14 protein-coding genes are annotated in these 16,729 nt (G+C 70.1%); 8 read left to right on the top strand and 6 right to left on the bottom strand.

The window, feature by feature from the left end; all coding sequences use genetic code 11:
- Window positions 1-4: 4 nt before the first annotated feature.
- The 3 genes from QQG74_RS20750 to QQG74_RS20740 all read right to left on the bottom strand — a co-directional run bounded on the left by QQG74_RS20750 (window position 5) and on the right by QQG74_RS20740 (window position 2,984).
- Window positions 5-727, bottom strand: a complete 723-nt coding sequence (locus QQG74_RS20750) for an ABC transporter ATP-binding protein (protein WP_341716436.1) — start codon at window positions 725-727, stop codon at window positions 5-7.
- Entirely contained in the window at window positions 727-1,656 is a 930-nt protein-coding gene (locus tag QQG74_RS20745) for an ABC transporter ATP-binding protein (RefSeq protein WP_341716435.1), read from the bottom strand. The genes QQG74_RS20750 and QQG74_RS20745 overlap by 1 nt, the downstream gene beginning before the upstream one ends.
- Before the next feature lie 314 nt (window positions 1,657-1,970).
- Entirely contained in the window at window positions 1,971-2,984 is a 1,014-nt protein-coding gene (locus QQG74_RS20740) for a LacI family DNA-binding transcriptional regulator (RefSeq protein WP_341716434.1), read from the bottom strand.
- 269 nt (window positions 2,985-3,253) lie between these two features.
- Between QQG74_RS20740 and QQG74_RS20735 the strand changes: the two genes are divergently transcribed.
- Window positions 3,254-4,222, top strand: a complete 969-nt coding sequence (locus QQG74_RS20735) for a glycoside hydrolase family 6 protein (RefSeq protein WP_341716433.1) — start codon at window positions 3,254-3,256, stop codon at window positions 4,220-4,222.
- A gap of 186 nt (window positions 4,223-4,408) precedes the next feature.
- Here QQG74_RS20735 and QQG74_RS20730 read toward each other — a convergent pair whose 3' ends face one another.
- The gene (locus QQG74_RS20730) at window positions 4,409-5,887 is read right to left on the bottom strand and encodes a fatty acid--CoA ligase family protein (protein ID WP_341716432.1); all 1,479 of its coding nucleotides are present in this window, start codon (window positions 5,885-5,887) and stop codon (window positions 4,409-4,411) included.
- Window positions 5,877-7,421: an NAD(P)-binding domain-containing protein gene (locus QQG74_RS20725; RefSeq protein ID WP_341716431.1), complete on the bottom strand. Its 1,545-nt coding sequence runs from the start codon at window positions 7,419-7,421 to the stop codon at window positions 5,877-5,879. Before QQG74_RS20725 ends, QQG74_RS20730 begins: the two co-directional genes overlap by 11 nt.
- A 63-nt stretch (window positions 7,422-7,484) precedes the next feature.
- On the opposite strand from QQG74_RS20725, the gene QQG74_RS20720 reads away from it, so the two are divergent.
- The 7 genes from QQG74_RS20720 to QQG74_RS20690 are packed head-to-tail and all read left to right on the top strand — an operon-like array spanning window position 7,485 to window position 16,221.
- On the top strand, window positions 7,485-8,993 hold the full coding sequence (locus QQG74_RS20720) for an aromatic amino acid ammonia-lyase (protein WP_341716430.1): 1,509 nt from the start codon (window positions 7,485-7,487) through the stop codon (window positions 8,991-8,993).
- Complete coding sequence (locus QQG74_RS20715; RefSeq protein ID WP_341716429.1) at window positions 8,990-10,552, top strand: NAD(P)-binding domain-containing protein; 1,563 nt, start codon at window positions 8,990-8,992, stop codon at window positions 10,550-10,552. The genes QQG74_RS20720 and QQG74_RS20715 overlap by 4 nt, the downstream gene beginning before the upstream one ends.
- Window positions 10,539-11,615 (top strand): alpha-hydroxy acid oxidase, encoded by a 1,077-nt coding sequence (locus QQG74_RS20710; RefSeq protein WP_341716428.1) that lies wholly within the window; start codon window positions 10,539-10,541, stop codon window positions 11,613-11,615. Before QQG74_RS20715 ends, QQG74_RS20710 begins: the two co-directional genes overlap by 14 nt.
- Entirely contained in the window at window positions 11,612-12,952 is a 1,341-nt protein-coding gene (locus QQG74_RS20705; protein WP_341716427.1) for a cytochrome P450, read from the top strand. Before QQG74_RS20710 ends, QQG74_RS20705 begins: the two co-directional genes overlap by 4 nt.
- On the top strand, window positions 12,949-14,217 hold the full coding sequence (locus QQG74_RS20700) for a cation:proton antiporter (RefSeq protein WP_341716426.1): 1,269 nt from the start codon (window positions 12,949-12,951) through the stop codon (window positions 14,215-14,217). The genes QQG74_RS20705 and QQG74_RS20700 overlap by 4 nt, the downstream gene beginning before the upstream one ends.
- A gap of 52 nt (window positions 14,218-14,269) precedes the next feature.
- Window positions 14,270-14,941 carry a response regulator transcription factor gene (locus tag QQG74_RS20695; protein WP_341716425.1) on the top strand — a complete coding sequence of 224 codons (672 nt, stop codon included), beginning with the start codon at window positions 14,270-14,272 and terminating at the stop codon, window positions 14,939-14,941.
- Window positions 14,941-16,221: a HAMP domain-containing sensor histidine kinase gene (locus QQG74_RS20690; RefSeq protein WP_341716424.1), complete on the top strand. Its 1,281-nt coding sequence runs from the start codon at window positions 14,941-14,943 to the stop codon at window positions 16,219-16,221. Before QQG74_RS20695 ends, QQG74_RS20690 begins: the two co-directional genes overlap by 1 nt.
- Here QQG74_RS20690 and QQG74_RS20685 read toward each other — a convergent pair.
- On the bottom strand, window positions 16,189-16,659 hold the full coding sequence (locus QQG74_RS20685) for a hypothetical protein (protein ID WP_341716423.1): 471 nt from the start codon (window positions 16,657-16,659) through the stop codon (window positions 16,189-16,191). The two genes, QQG74_RS20690 and QQG74_RS20685, sit on opposite strands and share 33 nt — an antisense overlap.
- Between the last annotated feature and the right edge of the window lie 70 nt (window positions 16,660-16,729).

Here is a 16,729-nt window from a genome sequence, read left to right as displayed (position 1 = left end):
CGTGTCACCTGGCGTCCGGCACGGACTCGTCGGGTTGCCCGGCTGCCTCTTCGTCGAGGTGCCCGTCGTGGATGCGGATCACCCGGTCGGCCAGTGCCATCATCACCGGGTCGTGGGTGGACACGAGTGCGGTGACGCCTTCGGATTCGACCACCCCGCGCAGCAGGGCCATCACCGACAGGCCGGTCTCCGCGTCGAGCTGGCCGGTGGGCTCGTCGGCGATCAGTAGCCGGGGCGAGGCGGCCAGCGCGCGGGCGATCGCCACCCGCTGCTGCTGGCCGCCGGACAGCTCAGCCGGCCGCTGCCGGGCGTGGTCGGCCAGGCCGACCAGCTCCAGCAGCAACTCGACGCGCCGCTCGCGTTCGGCCGGGGCGACACGGGCCAGCCGCAGCGGGGCGGCGACGTTCTCCGCGGCCGACAACACCGGGATCAACCCGAAGCTCTGGAAGACGTACGACACCTTCTCGCGCCGCAGCCGGGCCAGGCCGTCCTCGTCGAGCGCGGTGACGGCGGTGCCGTCGACGTGCACCGTGCCGGCGTCCGGGCGATCCAGGCCGCCGATGGTGTTGAGCAGGGTCGTCTTGCCCGAGCCGGACCGGCCGACGAGCGCCACCATGGAACCGGCGGCCACGTCGAACGACACGCCGCGCAGGGCGTGTACGACGGTCGGCCCGGTGCGGAAGCGCCGGTGCACGTCGCGCACGCGCAGCAGCGGTTCGCTGCTCATCAGCCGCTTCCCGAGTCGGAGCGGATCGTGATGTGGTCGGGTTCCAGGGCCAGCCGGACCCGTCGGGTCAGCGCCAGCGCCTGGCGGAAGTCGCGGGGCACCTGCACCCGCCCGGCCCGGTCCATCACGGCGTACTCCTCGGCGATCAGCTGCGTGTCGCCCTCCGCGTCGGTGGTGGTGCGGCGCAGCACCTCGCTGCTGGTGCGTCCATCCCGGATCGCGACGGTCCGTTCGACCTGGCCGCTCACCTCCGGGTCGTGGGTCACCACGACAACGGTGACGCCGTACCGCCGGTTGACGTCCCGCAGCACGCCGAAGACCTCCGCGGACGTGGCGGCGTCCAGCTCGCCGGTCGGCTCGTCGGCGAGCAGGACCCGCGGCTGGTTGGCCAGCGCCACCGCGATCGCGACCCGCATCTGCTGCCCTCCGGAGAGTTGCCCGGGGCGTCGATCGGCGCAGTCGGCGACACCGAGGCTGTCCAGCAACTCGGCCGCGCGCTCCCGGCGCTCCCGCTTCGCGATACGGGCCGCCGTCATCGGCAGGTCCACCATCTCCCGGGCGCTCAGGTAAGGGATCAGGTTGCTCGCGGTCTGCTGCCGTACGAACCCGACGGTGTGCCGCCGGTAGTCCACCCGGTCCGCGCGGGACATCGCCAGCAGATTCCACCGGTCGACCCGGACCCGCCCGGCGGTGGGGGCGTCGATGCCGGCCAAGATGGCGAGCAGCGTCGACTTGCCCGATCCGGAGGCACCGACGACGGCGACCAGCTCACCGCTCTCCACGGCTAGGTCCAGTCCCTGCAGTGCCTGCACCTCGATCGAGCCGGTCTGGTAGATCCGCACCAGGTTCTCGCAGACGATGAGCGCGTCCCGGCCGAACTCGGGTGCCCGCGCGGATGGCTGCGGCAGGGACAGCGGGGCGCTGGACATTCCTTCCTCCGTCCGGGTCGTGCCGATGGCGGGCCTGCGTGGGGTAGCGGTCAGGCCCCACCGATCGGGTACGCGGTGTCGCCTGGCCGGCATGCATGGTGGCCCAATGCGTCAAGAGTCTCGATTGCCGGTGCTGACGCAGCTTGAAGCAGTTTCGCAACCGGCGGCTCCGTTGACCATGGCCCGGGGCGGCTTTCCTGCGTTCCTGGACGAGGGTCTGCTCCTGAACGTTGCGGCGGGCCGGCGGCGCAGGGGATGGCGCTGCCCGCGCGCCGAACGTCGGCCGTCTCCGGGGTATGAGTTTGGGTCGCGGATCATGCCGAGTCGCGGAGCACCAACTTCGTGGGCAGGATGATGGACGAGGGTTCGTGCCCCGCGATGAGTCCGACGAGCATCCGGGTCATTTCCTTGCCCAGGGCTTGGACCGACTGGTGGACGGTGGTCAACGGCGGATCGGTTCGTTCGGCGGTGCCGAGGTCGTCGAAGCCCACCACTGCCACGTCGGCTGGCACGGACCGACCGGAGTCGATGAGGACGCGCAGGGCGCCCGCCGCCGTGTCGTCGCTGGCGGCGAAGACGGCGTCGAGATCGGGATGGCTGTCAAGCAATGATTTCATCGCTGCGGCACCGCCGGTCTCGGTGAAGTCGCCTTCTGCCGTCGCGTACGGGGTCAGCCCAGCCATGATCATTGCTTCCTGGTAGCCGCGGTGGCGAGCGCGGCCGACGTCGGTCGACATCGGGCCGGTGATGGTGACGATCCGGGTTCGGCCGAGGCCGATGAGATGTTCGGTGGCAAGTCGCGCGCCGCCGAGGTTGTCGGAGTCGACGTACCACTGTGGCTCGAAATTCAATGGCCGGCCGCCGTACACCGCGGGCAGGCCGGCCCGACGCACGATGTGGGTCAGCGGATCGTCGCCGTGCAGCGCCATCAGCATGATGCCGTCGACGCCGCGCGTGTGCAGCAGGTTGGTCAACCGGGACCGGCCCCGGCCGGAGCTGGCAAGGCACAGCAGCAGGTGCAGGTCGGTCTCCTCGAGCACTGCGGACACGCCGACGATGACCTGGGCAAAGAACGGGTCGGCGAACAACTCGGGATCGTCATGGGAGACCGCGAGCGCGACGATCCCCGTCTGTTGGGTGGCCAGCGCACGGGCGGTGCGGTTGGGCAGATAGCCCAGCTCCTTGATGGCGCGCTCCACGGCATCGCGCGTGGCGCGGCTGACATGCGGCGCCTTGTTGATGACCCGGGACGCGGCGGAACGTGACACGCCGGCGCGTTCGGCCACCTCGTCGAGGGTCGGTTGCCGCCGAGGCTTCTGCGCTGCCATCGCGATGCCGAGTCCTTCCCGTCCGACGTCGGGCAGCCGCTACCACCGGCCGTTTGTCGCTTACCGATCGTATCGGCCGGCCTCGACGGCGTCGAGGTGGCCCACAGTCGCCCGGGCAGGCTGGAAGCGGTCCCAGAAAGCTGGAAGATCAGCCCTGCCGCAAGGTCGGCCCCACTTGACATCTGCCCGACACTTTCCGATTATCGGACCGAAACCCATGGACGAATATCGCTGGAAGCGCTTCCAGTTTTTCCCGGAGGAGACTGTTCATGAGACGACGGACCCGCCCCTGGGGACTTGCCGCCGCGCTGGCGTTGGCGGTTCCCGCGATCCTGCTCGGGGCACCAGCTGCGCACGCGAATCCGATCAGCCAGACCAGCGGCTTCTACGTCGACCCCAACTCGAGTCCGGCGGCGTGGGCGGCGGCAAACCCGGGCGACGGACGCGCCGCCGCCATCCGCACCGAGATCGCGCAGAAGCCGATGGCCAGATGGTTCGGCAACTGGAGTGGCGACATCGCAGGCGCGGTCCGGGGCTATGTGGGAGCCGCAGACGCGGTTGACAAGCTGCCGCTGCTGGTGGCCTACAACCTTCCCGGCCGGGACGCGTGCGGCGGCCACTCCGGTGGTGGCGCCGGCAGCGTCGGCGCGTACGACTCATGGATCGCCTCTTTCGCCGCCGCCATCGGCAGCCGTCCCGCCGTGGTGGTCCTCGAACCGGACTCCCTCGGCGACTTCAACTGCATGAGCCAGGCGCAGATCAACGAGCGGGTGGGCATGCTCTCCCGCGCCGTCGGCCAGTTCCGGTCCAAGGCGCCCAACACCTGGACCTACATCGACGCCGGCAATCCCCGCTGGGTCGACGCCCAGACGATGGCGCAGCGGCTCAACATGGCCGGCGTGGCAAACGCGCGCGGCTTCGCGCTGAACGTCTCGAACTACTTCACCACCGGTGAGAACACCAACTACGGCAACCAGGTCGCCGCCGCGCTACAGAGGTTCGGTTACAGCAAGCCGTACGTGATCGACACCAGTCGCAACGGCAACGGCTCCAACGGCCAATGGTGCAACCCCGGCGGTCGCAGGATCGGCACCCCCAGCCGGACGGGCGGCGGCGCGGAAATGCTGCTGTGGCTCAAGACGCCGGGTGAGTCCGACGGCAACTGCGGAGTCGGCGGCGGGACCAGCGCCGGGCAGTTCCTCCCCGAGGTGGCCTACAAGATGATCTACGGTTACTAGCGCCGCGCACGGCGGGCATCGGCACCGCGCGGGTCCGATGCCACCGGCCCTACCGAACCAACGGCGCCTCTCTGTGTCCGGGCATCCGGACCAGAGAGGCGCCGAGCATCTGGCGACGACGAAACGGGGCACCGGAATTCGATGGCGCGAATGTCGCGTCGGGAACGCGGACCCGGCCATCGCTGCCTAGCCAGTTGACGCATCTGGTCCAGCTAGGAGTGTGCGGGCCTGCATGAGCGCGGAGCTGCGCGCCAGGGCGCGCTTGTCCGGCTTGCCGCTCGGCCCCACCGGGACCCGGTCGATCACCTGGATCGTCTGCGGCACCGACGGTTCCCCCAGCGCCTGCGCCACCAGGGTACGCAGCCGTCCGGCATCCGGTGCGCGACCGGCGGCCGGCACCAGGTAGGCGTGCACCGCCTCCCCGGTGACGTCATCGGGACGGCCGACGACGTACGCCTCGGCAACCATGGGGTCAGCGGCGAGAACTCGCTCGATCGGGCCGGCGTACACCAGGTTTGCGTGCACGATGATGACGTCCCGGATCCGGCCGAGCAGGTGCAGGTAGCCGTCGTTGTCCAGCCGGGCCAGGTCGCGGGTGCGGACCCAGCCGTCGACGAACACATCGGCGGTTTCGGCCGGATCCGCCCAGTACGCGGCGGCCTGCGCCGGTGTCCGCACGAAGAGTTCTCCCTCCGTGGCGGGCTGGCCGTCGGCGTCCCGGATGGACAGCTCGGTCACCGGGGGTGGTCGGCCGACCGAGGCGAGCGTGGCCGGGACCGCAAGCATCTCGGCCGGCGTCAGCATCGTGATCATGCCGGTTTCGGTCTGGCCGTAGCCGTGGAAGATCACGGGGCCGAGCACGTCGAGCGCCTCGGCGAGCCGGCCCGGTGCGAGCGGGGAGCCGGAGACCAGAAGCGCCCGTAGGCTGCTCAGGTCGGTCGGATCGGTGCGCTGGTCCTGGACGAGTTGGTGCAGTTTGCCAACGGTGATCACACTCGCGGTCGCCCGGTTCCGGCTGATCATTGCAGGAAACCCGGGGGAGTGGTCCGCGATCAGGGTGCCCCCTGCGGTCAGGGCGAGGATGGCGTACTCCAGCATCACCTGGCTGCTCAGCGAGCCGAAGACGAGAAAGCGCTGAAGCCGGGTGGCGAGATCGGCGACCGCCGGGGGCCAGCGGTCCGGGTACGGGGCCCAGGCCGCACTCATCGCCGCGTACGTCTGTGCGCAGCCCTTCGGGTTGCCGGTGCTGCCGCTGGTCCAGGTGATCCGGGCGACATCGCTCGGCCGCCCGGCGGCGACAAGCGTGGTCGTGTGGTCGATTGTCGCCGCCAGTTCGGCGACTCGGGTGTCGTCGACGAGCAGTGCGTTGTCGCCGAGTTGGTGGGCGAGTTGCGTCCGGGGCAGGTCGGGGCGGATCCCGGAGACCCGGGCGCCGACCGCGAAGGCCGCGATGATCGTGGCGAATGCCTCGGCGGTGACACCGAGCCGCAGGGCCACCCCGACGCCGGGTCCGGCCCCGGCGGCGCGCAGCCCGGCGGCGATCCGGCAGACCAGCCCGGACATCTGCGCCGCGGTGACCGTCCGGTCGCCGTCGCAGAAGACCGGCCGGTCGCCGCCGGTGGCGAGCAGGTCCAGGACGGGCTGTGGCCAGATCTCAGCCGGCATCGGACAGGACGCCCTTGATGAAGAGTACGAGCGGCTGCTGGTGTACGACGGGAAGATCCCAGTGGTTCTCGAGGTTTTCCGCGAGATGGTGTACCGCGACGACCCGGCCGCCACGGTGGACCCGCACGACCGGATGCAGGTAGCTGGCATCGTGCGCGTGTTCGGCGTCGTTCTCGGCGATCCGGGGGACCGTGATGTCGAAGGGGTCGACCTGGTCGTGGTCCGGTCCGTACTCCAGGGTGGCCACGAAGGCGAACGGCTCGGGCCCGAGGCCGCCGTCGCGCAGGTAGTCGACCGGCACCTCCTCGTGGTAGAGCGCGGTGTCACCGGAGATGGTGACGACGTCGCCGAGGACCGCGAACTGCTGCCACAGCGCCGAGGTCCGGTTGAGCCGGGCGATGATCGCGTCGGCGATCGCCTCCGGAGTGCTGTCCAGCGGCGTGCACGGCCACGGCGAGTCGTGGTGGCGGGCGTTGAGAATCCGGTGCAGGGCGCGCACACCGTACCGGAAGCCGTGGATGAACCCACTTGTCGAGCGCTTGAAGTCGCGCTGCTGGGTGAGGGTGCCGGCGAAGTGCAGGCCCGGGACGTTCACCGACTCGTACGCCGAGGTCTGTTCCGGAAAGCGGTCGTTGAACACCAGTCGCGGCCTGGCTGACGCATCGAAGATGCTCGCGTCGAACCGGAACCCGGTGCAGAGGATGATCCGGTCGTAGTCGAGGTGCCGGATCGACTCGACGGTGCGGGCGTATCGGAAGTCGATCCGGTAGCCGCCGTCGCCGCGCCGGGTGATCCGTTCGACGGTGCCGTCGAGCACCGCGTTCTGCGACTTGAGCTGGTACGTGTCGAGGAAGTTGTTGTTCACCGCGCGCAGGTGCCCGACGTAGTGGGACTGCCAGGCCAGCTTGATCGAGTGTGGGCCGGCGACATGGATGACCGCAGCGGTCTCGACCAGAGCGTCGGCGGTCTCGAACGCCGAGTTGCCCTTGCCGATGATCAGCACGCGCTGGTTGACGAAGTCGTCCGGGTCGACGCTTACGGTGTCGTACCGTTCGGCGAGTTCGGCGCCCTCGATCGGCGGAACGTACAGCTGGGAGACGCCGGTGGCGACCACGACCCGGTGGGCGGTAAGGGTGTCGTCGGCGGTGGCGACGGTGAACAGTTCCCCGTCGCGGGCTACCCGGGTGACCCGGGTGTGGTACCTGACCCGCAGGCCGCGGGCGAAGTCGGCGAGGTATCGCACCAGGTCGGCCGCGTCGGGGAAGTAGCGCCGACTGTAGTTCTTGAACAGCAGCGCCGGGTCGTCGGTGAGCAACGAGTTCCAGTCGGCGCGGAGGTTGAACTCCGGATCCTCGGAACCGGTCCAGATCTTGTTGATCGAGATGAGCTGCCGGTGCCGGGGATAGGTGGCGAAGAAGGTGCCCGGTGCCGCTCCGGCCTCCAGCACCAGATAGTCACGACCGTCGCGCTCCAGCAGGGCGGCGAGCTGGAGCCCAGCCGGTCCGGCTCCGATGATCAGGTAATCGAGCGTCATGTGGCGCAACGTAACGGCCCGATCTCAAAGCGTTCTGAGATTCCGTCTCTAGGGTGCGGTCGCATGACGAGAGAGGTAGATCTCGCGGTCCCGCTGCGGATCGCCGACCTGACTGCCGCTCGCGACCCGGTCAAGGTCGTGGTCGGGCCGGAGGTCCGGGACCGGGTCGCTGCCGCCCGCACGTTCCTGTCCGAGGTGCTCGGCGACGACCGCGCGGTGTACGGCGCCACCACCGGCTTCGGCGCTCTGGTGGGGTATCCGGGACGGGCCGAGCTGCGCGATCAGGCCGACAACACGCTCGCTCACCTCGGTGCGGGGCAGGGCCCGGACCTCAAACCGGAGGTCGTCCGCGCGACCATGCTGATCCGGGCCCGGTCGCTGGCCCGGGGCGCCTCGGGGGCGTCTCCGCACGTCATCGACGCCCTCACGGCGATGCTCGCGACCACGTTCGTTCCCGCCGTGCCCCGGCTCGGTTCGGTCGGGGCCAGCGGCGACCTGATCCCGCTCGGCGCGGCCACCCAGGCCCTACGTGGCCGCGGGTACGCCTATCTCGACGGGGTACGGCTGCCCGCGGCCCAGGCGTTGGCGTGGGCGGGTCTGGAACCGCTGCCCCTGGACGGCCGGGATGCCCTGGCGCTTGTCAACGGCACGTCGCTTACCACTGCGGCGGCGGCGCTCGCGTTGGACTCGGCACGCGCCTCGCACCGGGCGGTCCAGCTGCTCACCTGCCTGCTCGCCGATCTGCTCGGCAGTGACCCGCAGTTTCTCGATGCCCGGCTGCTGCGGGCGTACGGCCATCCGGGCGCGATCGACGTGGGCGCGCAGATGCGCCGGGTCAGCGCTGGACTCGTGGCCTCCGGCAAGCGTCCGCTTCAGGAGCCGTACAGCATCCGCTGCGCACCGCAGCTGCTCGGCGCGGCCGAGGACGCGCTGCGCTACGTCGACTCCGTCGTCACGGCCGACCTCGACAGCGTCAGCGACAATCCGTTGTTCTTCCCCGACGAGGATCTCGTCGTGCACGGCGGCAACTTCTTCGGGCAGCCGGCCGCGTTCGCCGCCGACCTGCTGTCGATGGTCGTGGCGCAGGTGGGCAACCTCGCCGAACGGCAACTCGACCTGCTCGTCGACCCGAACCGCAACGGCGGTCTGCCGCCGATGCTGGCCGCCGGACCGGGACAGCAGCACGGTCTCCAGGGCGTGCAACTGGCGTCGACCGCGCTTGTCGCCGAGATCCGCCGCGACGCCGTACCGGCGAGCATGCAGAGCCTGCCGACCAACCTGCACAACCAGGATGTCATCCCGCTCGGCACCCAGGCCGCGCTGCGGGCGCTGGACCAGGCCCGGCTGCTGCACCTGCTGGTCGGGTCGCTCGCGGTGGGGCTGCGCCAGGCCGCGTACGTGGGTGCGCGTCCGCCGACCGCGCCCGGCTGCGCCGAGGTGCTGGCCGCGGTGGCTGCGGGCGTACCACCGGTCGACCCGGACCGGCCGTTGGACGGTGACGTACGGCGCGCCGCCGATGTCATCGCGAATTTCGATGTCTCTTCGATCTCTGCCGTGGGGTGGCCGCTGTGACGCTTGACTACCTGATCATCGGAGCCGGGCCGGCCGGGCTGCAACTCGCCGCCCTGCTGGAGGCCGACGGTAAGCGCGACTACCTGGTGCTGGAGCGCGCGGGCATTCCGGGGGCCTTCTTCGCCCGCTACCCCCGGCACCGCCAACTGATCTCCATCAACAAGCCGCACACCGGCTCGGACGACCCCGAGGTGAACCTGCGGTTGGACTGGAACTCGCTGCTCAGCGACGATCCGGCGTTGCGGTTCACCGGGTACACGGAACGGTATTTCCCGCACGCCGACGTGATGGTCCGCTACCTGGCGGACTTCGCCGCGAAGACAGGGGTGAAGGTTCGGTACAACTCGCCGGTGACGTCGGTGGCCAAGGTGGACGGGCTGTTCGAGGTGCGGGCCGGGCAGACCTTCCGGGCGCGGCGGCTGATCGTCGCCACCGGTGTCTCCAGGCCGTACCTTCCGGAGATTGCGGGCCTGGAACTCGCGGAACAGTACGCGGACATGTCCGTCGACCCGCGCGACTACCTCGACCAGAAGGTGCTGATCATCGGCAAGGGAAACTCCGCGTTCGAAACCGCGGAGAACCTGATGGAGACCACCACACTTATCCACCTCGCCGGCCCGAGTTCGATCCGGATGGCCTGGCGGACCCATTACGTGGGGCATCTGCGCGCGGTCAACAACAACTTCCTGGACACCTACCAGCTGAAGTCGGCGAACGCGATCCTGGACGGCACCATCAGCCGGATCGAGCGCGACGGCACCGGCTTCAAGGTGACGTTCGCGTTCTCCCGGGCGGACGAGGTGATCAAGGAACTCTGGTACGACCGGGTGCTCGCCTGCACCGGATTCGCCTTCGACCCGTCGATTTTCGACGACAGCTGCCGTCCGGAACTCGCGATCAAGGACCGCTTTCCGGCCCAGACCCCGCAGTGGGAGTCGGTGAACGTGACAGACCTGTACTTTGCCGGCACCATCTCTCAGGAACGCGACTTCAAACGCTCGACAAGTGGCTTCATCCACGGCTTTCGGTACGGCGTACGGGCCCTGCACAAAATCCTCGAACGACGGTACTACGAGACGCCGTGGCCGTCGGAGAAGCTGGACGCCACCGCGGAGTCGATCGCCGAGGCCATCGTCGCCCGGGTCAACCGCACCTCCGCCCTGTGGCAGCAGTTCAGCTTCCTCGGCGACGTGGTCACCGTGGCCGGGCCGGACGCGCGCTACCACGACGAGGTACCGGTCGAATACTTCGCCCAGACCGGCCTGCGCACCGCCGACCACGACTACCGGCACGCCTTCGTCGTGACCCTGGAGTACGGCCCCGACCACGACCAGGTGGATCCGTTCGACATCACGGTCGCCCGGGTGGCCCAGAACGTCGTCGGTCAGGCCCACGCCGCCGCCTACCTGCACCCGGTCGTCCGTCACCACCGGGCCGGGCAGGTCGTCGCCACCCACCACCTAGCGGAGAACCTGGAGAACCAATGGGACCGGCCGGATGTCCACGTCGCGCCGCTCACCGCGTTCCTCGGCCGCTGCCTGAGCAGTGTCGAGCACTGAGATGCTCGGGCTGGACGACGCGGCACTGAACCTGGCCGACGTGGCCGACGGCGCGCGGCGTCGCCTGGACCCGGTGCACTGGGACTTCTTCGCTGGCGGGGCCGGCGACGAGCGTACGCTCCGCGCCAACGAGGAGGCCTTCGGCAGGTGCTGGGTGCTGCCCCGGATCCTGCGCGGGGTGCCGGTACGCGACCTGCGGATCTCGCTTCTCGGCAGTCGACTGTCGATGCCGGTGCTGATCGCGCCGACCGCCTTCCACCGGCTGGCCCACTGCGAGGGAGAGGTGGCCACCGCGCGGGCCGCCGCCGAGGCCGGCACGATCATGGTGGTCAGCATGGCGGCCACCCGGTCGGTCGAGGAGATCGCCGCAGCCGGCGGGCCGCTCTGGTTCCAGCTCTATCCACAGTCGGATCTCGGGTTCACCTCGGCCCTGGTACGGCGGGCCGAGGCCGCCGGCTGCCGTGCCCTGGTCGTCACGGTCGACTCGCCGGTGTTCGGTCGGCGGGAACGCGATCTGCGGCACCGCTTCGTCGACCTGCCGCCCGGACTGGCCTGCGAGAACATGCGCGACCCGAGCGGCCGGCTCCGCGACATCGAGATGGACGCCGGGCTGGACTGGGAGCGAATCGCCTGGCTGCGTGAGCTGACGACGCTGCCGATCCTGCTCAAGGGAGTGTTGCATCCGGCCGACGCCCGGCTGGCCGTCGCGCACGGTGTCGACGGTGTGGTGGTCTCCAACCACGGGGGCCGGCAGCTCGACGGAGTGGTCGCCACCCTGGATGCGTTGCCCGGGATCGTGGCGGCCGTCGAGGGCCGGCTGCCGGTGCTGCTCGACGGTGGCATCCGCCGAGGAACGGACGTACTTGTGGCGCTGGCGCTTGGCGCGAGCGCGGTGCTGGTCGGGCGTCCGGTGCTCTGGGGGCTCGCGGTGGGCGGCGTCGCCGGGGTACGGCACGTGCTCGACCTGCTGCGGGCCGACCTGGACCGGGCGCTGGCGTTGGCCGGCGCCGCCGGGCCGGGTGACCTGAGCGGCGACCTCGTCGCCACGGCGGCATCCGGATGAGCACGTTTACCGTGCTGACCGTCCTGGCGGTGGGCGGCGCGGCCTGGACCGTCCCGTACTGGCTGCCGTCGGCCGTCGTCCGGCTCCGGGAGTGGGTCTTCGCCAGAGTCAACGGCGTCGAGGGCATTCCGGTGCCGGGTCCCACCGTCGGCATGGAACATTTCGAGCGGGTGTACGCCGATCCGGCGGCCGACGGACGCAGCCGGGGGGCCGGCTTGTCGGACCTGTTCTGGTACTGGCTGGCACCCGGGCCGCACATGCACCAGGAACATCTGGAGCCTGGGGAGCGCTACCGGATGGTGGCCGCCACCACCAGGCGGGTACTCGCCATCCGGCGAGAACGCGCGGACGCGCTCGCGACCGCCGCCACCCGGCGGGTGCTTGACCAGTTGCCGACCGACCGGATCAGCCACGTCCGGCTGCGCGACCTGATGATGCCGGTGTGGGCCGAGGTCTACCACGAGTTGGTTTTCGACGAGGTGGGTACGCCCACCGCCCGGGCGTTGATCGTCGCCAACGCGGACGACGTGGTCACCGCCCTGAAGTGCACCGGGCTGCGGCACATGGATCGGCGCGAGCGGTTGACCGGATATCTGCGCGAGCGGGTCGAGGCGGGAACGTGTCCGGTGACGTTGCCGCCGCCGTTCTCCGCTCAGGAAACGGCCTGGTACCTCCAGGGCGCGTTCTTCAACACGGCGGTCGTGCAGATGTCCGAGGCGATGGCGCACGTGTTGTTGGCCCTCGCCACGCATCCCGAACTACAGCGTGGTCTCGACGATGACGCCGCGCTGGACCGGGTCATCGACGAGACGCTGCGGGTGTATCCGCTCTTCGGTGTCGCGCACCGGATCACGTCGGCGCCGATCACGCTGCCCACGGGGGTGTCCCTCCCGGCCGGATCGGTGCTGCTCTTCAACTATCTGGCGTTCCACCGAGGGGGAGCCGCCGGCGACGACCGGTTCGACCCGGACCGGTGGCTGACGCTCAAGCGCGGCGACGCGCACTTCATCCCGTACGGGATCGCCGCGAACCGGGCCTGTCCGGCGCGTGGGATCGCGCCGGTGATGATGCGCGCCGCGACCCGTGAGGTGCTGCGCCGTTCCGTCCTGACCTCTTCGGCCGCACATACCCGGTCGCTGCCCAGCCGGGGCCCGGCCTATCTGACACCGGCCGGGTGCACCGGTCCGGGGCGGCTACGGCTGGCCGCGATGCGGCTGCGGGACCGGTGGGCCGACGTGGGCCGCAGTCTCCGGCAACTGGTGTTCGGCACCTGGATGGTGGTCGACGCCCGACGGAAGAGGTTGTGCACCAACTACTTCGAGGAGTCTGTCCGATGACCCCCACCGAGTTGGCACCACGGTTCTTCATCGCGGTCACGGTGATCCTGATCTTCTGCAAAGGGGTCGCCTGGCTACTCGGCAAGGCGGGCCAGCCGGCCGTGGTCAGCGAGATGCTCGCCGGCGTACTGCTCGGCCCGTCGCTGCTCGGGCTGCTCCTGCCGGACGTACAGAATGCCCTGTTCCCGGCCCCTCTGCTGCCAGTCCTCTATGTCGTCGGTCAGGTCGGCCTGGTGCTGTTCATGTTCCAGGCCGGGTACGCGTTCAGCGCCCATCGGGTCGCCGGGCTCGTCGGTACCGCCGGAGTGATCTCCCTGGCCGGGGTCGCCGCGCCGCTGTTGCTGGGGGTGCTGCTGGTCCTGGTGACGGCCGACGCCGTGCCGATCCAGGCCGACGGGACGTCACTCGGGGTCTCGGCCGCGTTCGTCGGCGTCGCCCTGGCGATCACCGCGTTCCCGATGCTGGCCCGGATCATCACCGAGAAGGGGCACGCCGGCACCCGGCACGGCACCCTCTCGCTGGCCAGTGGCGCGATCGACGACATGGCCGCCTGGATCATGCTGGCGGTCGTGCTGGCCTTCGCCTCCGGCCGGGCCGGTCCCGCGATCGTCACCGCGGGTGGGGCGGTGATCTTCGGACTGGTGCTCTGGCTCGGCGGGCGTGGGATCACCACCGCGCTGATGACCCACCGCGGCCTCAATGACCGCGCCCGGCTGCTCGGCACGGTCGCCCTGCTCTTCCTGGTCGCCTGGTACACCGACGAGATCGGGCTGTACGCGGTCTTCGGCGCGTTCGCCGTCGGCGTGGTGATGCCCCGTACCGACAACACCGACAAGGTGGTGGATACCCTCACCCCGGTCGCTGCGACGCTCTTCCTGCCGTTGTTCTTCACCTACTCGGGGCTGCGTACGGAATTCGGACTGCTCGGTTCCCTGCCGGTGCTGCTCTTCGCGCTGGCCTGCGTGACGGCGGCGATTGTCGGCAAGTTCGGTGCCTGCTGGGCGGCGGCCCGGCTTCGCGGGGAGCCGTCGGGCGTCGCACTGCGGGTCGGGGCGCTGATGAACGCCCGTGGCCTGATGCAGCTCATCGCGTTGAACGTCGGGTTGGAGGCGGGCATCGTGAACCGCTCCCTGTTCACCGTGCTGGTCCTGGTCGCGCTGGTCACCACGCTGATGACGACGCCGACGCTGAGCTGGATCGAGCGCCGGGAGGCGCGACGGACCGGTGCCGCCCGCCCGCCCGCGCTGGTGATTTCAAATAGTTGAAGAGACAACTACTGCTGCTATCATCGGCACTCATCTATGCGATTGTGGACCCATGCGGGGCGGAAAATCGAACCGGCTGCTGCTGGTCGAGGACGACGCGGACCTGGCGGAGTTACTCACCGAGACGCTGGGACACGAAGGTTACCTCGTCGACCGGGCCGCCGACGGCCAGCGTGGACTGCATCTCGGGCTGACCCGTTCCTACGACGTGATGGTCATCGACCGGATGCTGCCGGCCCTCGACGGTCTCGACCTGGTCACCCGGCTCCGCGCCCGGGCGATCCCGGCCCGGACCCTGATGCTCACCGCGCTCGGCACTGTCGACGACCGGATCGCCGGGCTGGACGCGGGCGCCGACGACTATCTGGTCAAGCCCTTCGACCTCGACGAACTGAGCGCTCGGGTCCGGGCGCTGTGCCGACGCACATCCGAGTCGACAGACGTGCTACGCATCGGCGCCGGGCTACTCGACCTGGCGCCCCGCGACGCGGTACTGGCCGACGGCACCCGGGTGGCGCTGTCCGCCCGCGAGTTCGAGTTGCTGCGGGTGCTGGCGGCCCGGCCGAACACCGTACATCCACGGGCCGTGCTACGCCGCCGGGTCTTCGAGGAGGCCGCCGCGGCGTCGATTGTGGATACCTACGTCTACTACCTGCGACGCAAACTCGGTCGGGCGGTGGTACGCACCGTGCACGGGCTCGGCTACCGCCTCGGAACACTCTGATGGAGGCGGCCGAACAGGCGATCGTCCGACGGGCCCGGTTACGGATCGGGCTGCTCGTCGGCCTGACCATCGGTGCCCTGCTGCTGCTGGCCGGCGCCATCTCGTACGCGGTCCTGGTCCGCAGCCAGGAGGCGCAGATCCAGCGCGAGCTGAAATGGGGCACCGAACACGGCACGATCGCCGGCCCGCCCGCCTGTAGCTGGATCTTCCAGTACGACGGCACCACCGTGCACACCGGCACCAACCCGCCGCCACCGGGCTTCCCGTTGCGGGATGCGCTGAATACCGTGGCGGCCACCCGGACCACCGAGATCACCACGGTCGCGCGTAACGGCACGACCTACCACGTGCGCACCGAGGCCCGTGGTGACGGTGTGGTCCAGGCGGTGTTCGACGCCCGTTTCCAGCTGTCCGACCGCCAGCACCTACTGCTCGCGTTCAGCCTCGCGGCGGCGGTCGGGCTGCTGGCTGCCATGCTTACCGGTGTGCTCGTCGGCCGTCGAGCCGTCGCACCGCTCGCGGAGGCACTGACCCGACAGCGCCGCTTCGTCGCGGACGCCAGCCACGAACTGCGCACGCCGATCGCCCAGGTGCACACCCGAGCCCAGTTGATCGCCCGGCGGGCACACCACGACGGCACCGCCACGAACCTGGACGACCTCGAACGACTGGTCGCCACCACCCGCCGACTCGGCGAGATCGTCGACGACCTGCTGCTCTCGGCCCGGCTCGCCGCCGCACCCGCCGACCGGACACCAGATCCGCCTGTCGACCTCACCTCGCTGATCGGGACGACGGCCGCCGCCGAGACCGAACGCGCCGCCGAGCGCCAGGTCACCCTCACCCTGGACATCCCCGGCGACCCACTGCCGGTGCCGGGTGTCGAGTCGGCCCTGCGCCGGGTCGTTTGCGAACTACTCGCGAACGCGCTGGCGCACACCCCCGCAGGAGGCCGAATCAACGTGACGCTCCGGGCCGTCGACAAGTTCGCGGAACTCGTGATCGCCGACACCGGGGAAGGTTTCGACCAGGCGGACGCCCGGCGGATCTTCGACCGGTTCCACCGCGGCGCGGGCTCCGGAGACCGCCGCTTCGGCCTGGGCCTCGCCCTGCTCCAGGAGGTCGTCACGAGCCACCACGGCACGATCGAGGCCGAGGGCCATCCGTCCTGGGGCGCCCGCTTCACGGTGCGCCTTCCCACCACGCGATCGCCGATCACCACGGGTCGGGCCTCGCGGCTGAGGAACCTACGGATCCGGCAGCTCGGAGCCGGTACGTGAGCACCGGTCCGGATTCGTGATTTCTCCAGGTGCTCGCCCAGTTTGGTGCCGACCGGTGAACCTGGTACGGATCAGCGCGGTGTTCTTCCCGCCGACAGCCACGGAGGCCGGCCCGCTCGCGCTCACCCCACCGTCCGTAGCCGGCTCCGCAGCTGGGCTGGCGCCCGTGGCCTCGGCGATCACCGGGCCGGTGTTCGTCCCGCCGATCGCCACCGCGCCAGCCCCGCTGGCGCGTACATCGGGGGCATCGTCAATGCGACCGGCAGGGATGAGATACGGCGCGAGCAGCGCCAGCAGTGCCACCACCGCGCCAATGCCACTCGCGACCTTGTCGGCCTTGTCCAGGCCCGCCGACATCAGATACGTGGCCAGCCCGCCCACCAGCAGGAGGCAGACGAGCCGTCCGGCCCACAACCAGCGACGACCCCTGTGCGCCATGGCGACCTTCCTCCGACGGCTGTAATCAGTATAGGAACGCGGTTCAGTCGGTTGAGCTGGCGCGGTGGCG

This window comes from Micromonospora sp. FIMYZ51 (assembly GCF_038246755.1).
Classification (GTDB): domain Bacteria; phylum Actinomycetota; class Actinomycetes; order Mycobacteriales; family Micromonosporaceae; genus Micromonospora.
Note: the sequence above shows the minus strand (reverse complement) of the source record. Positions and strands in the feature narration are given on the sequence as shown.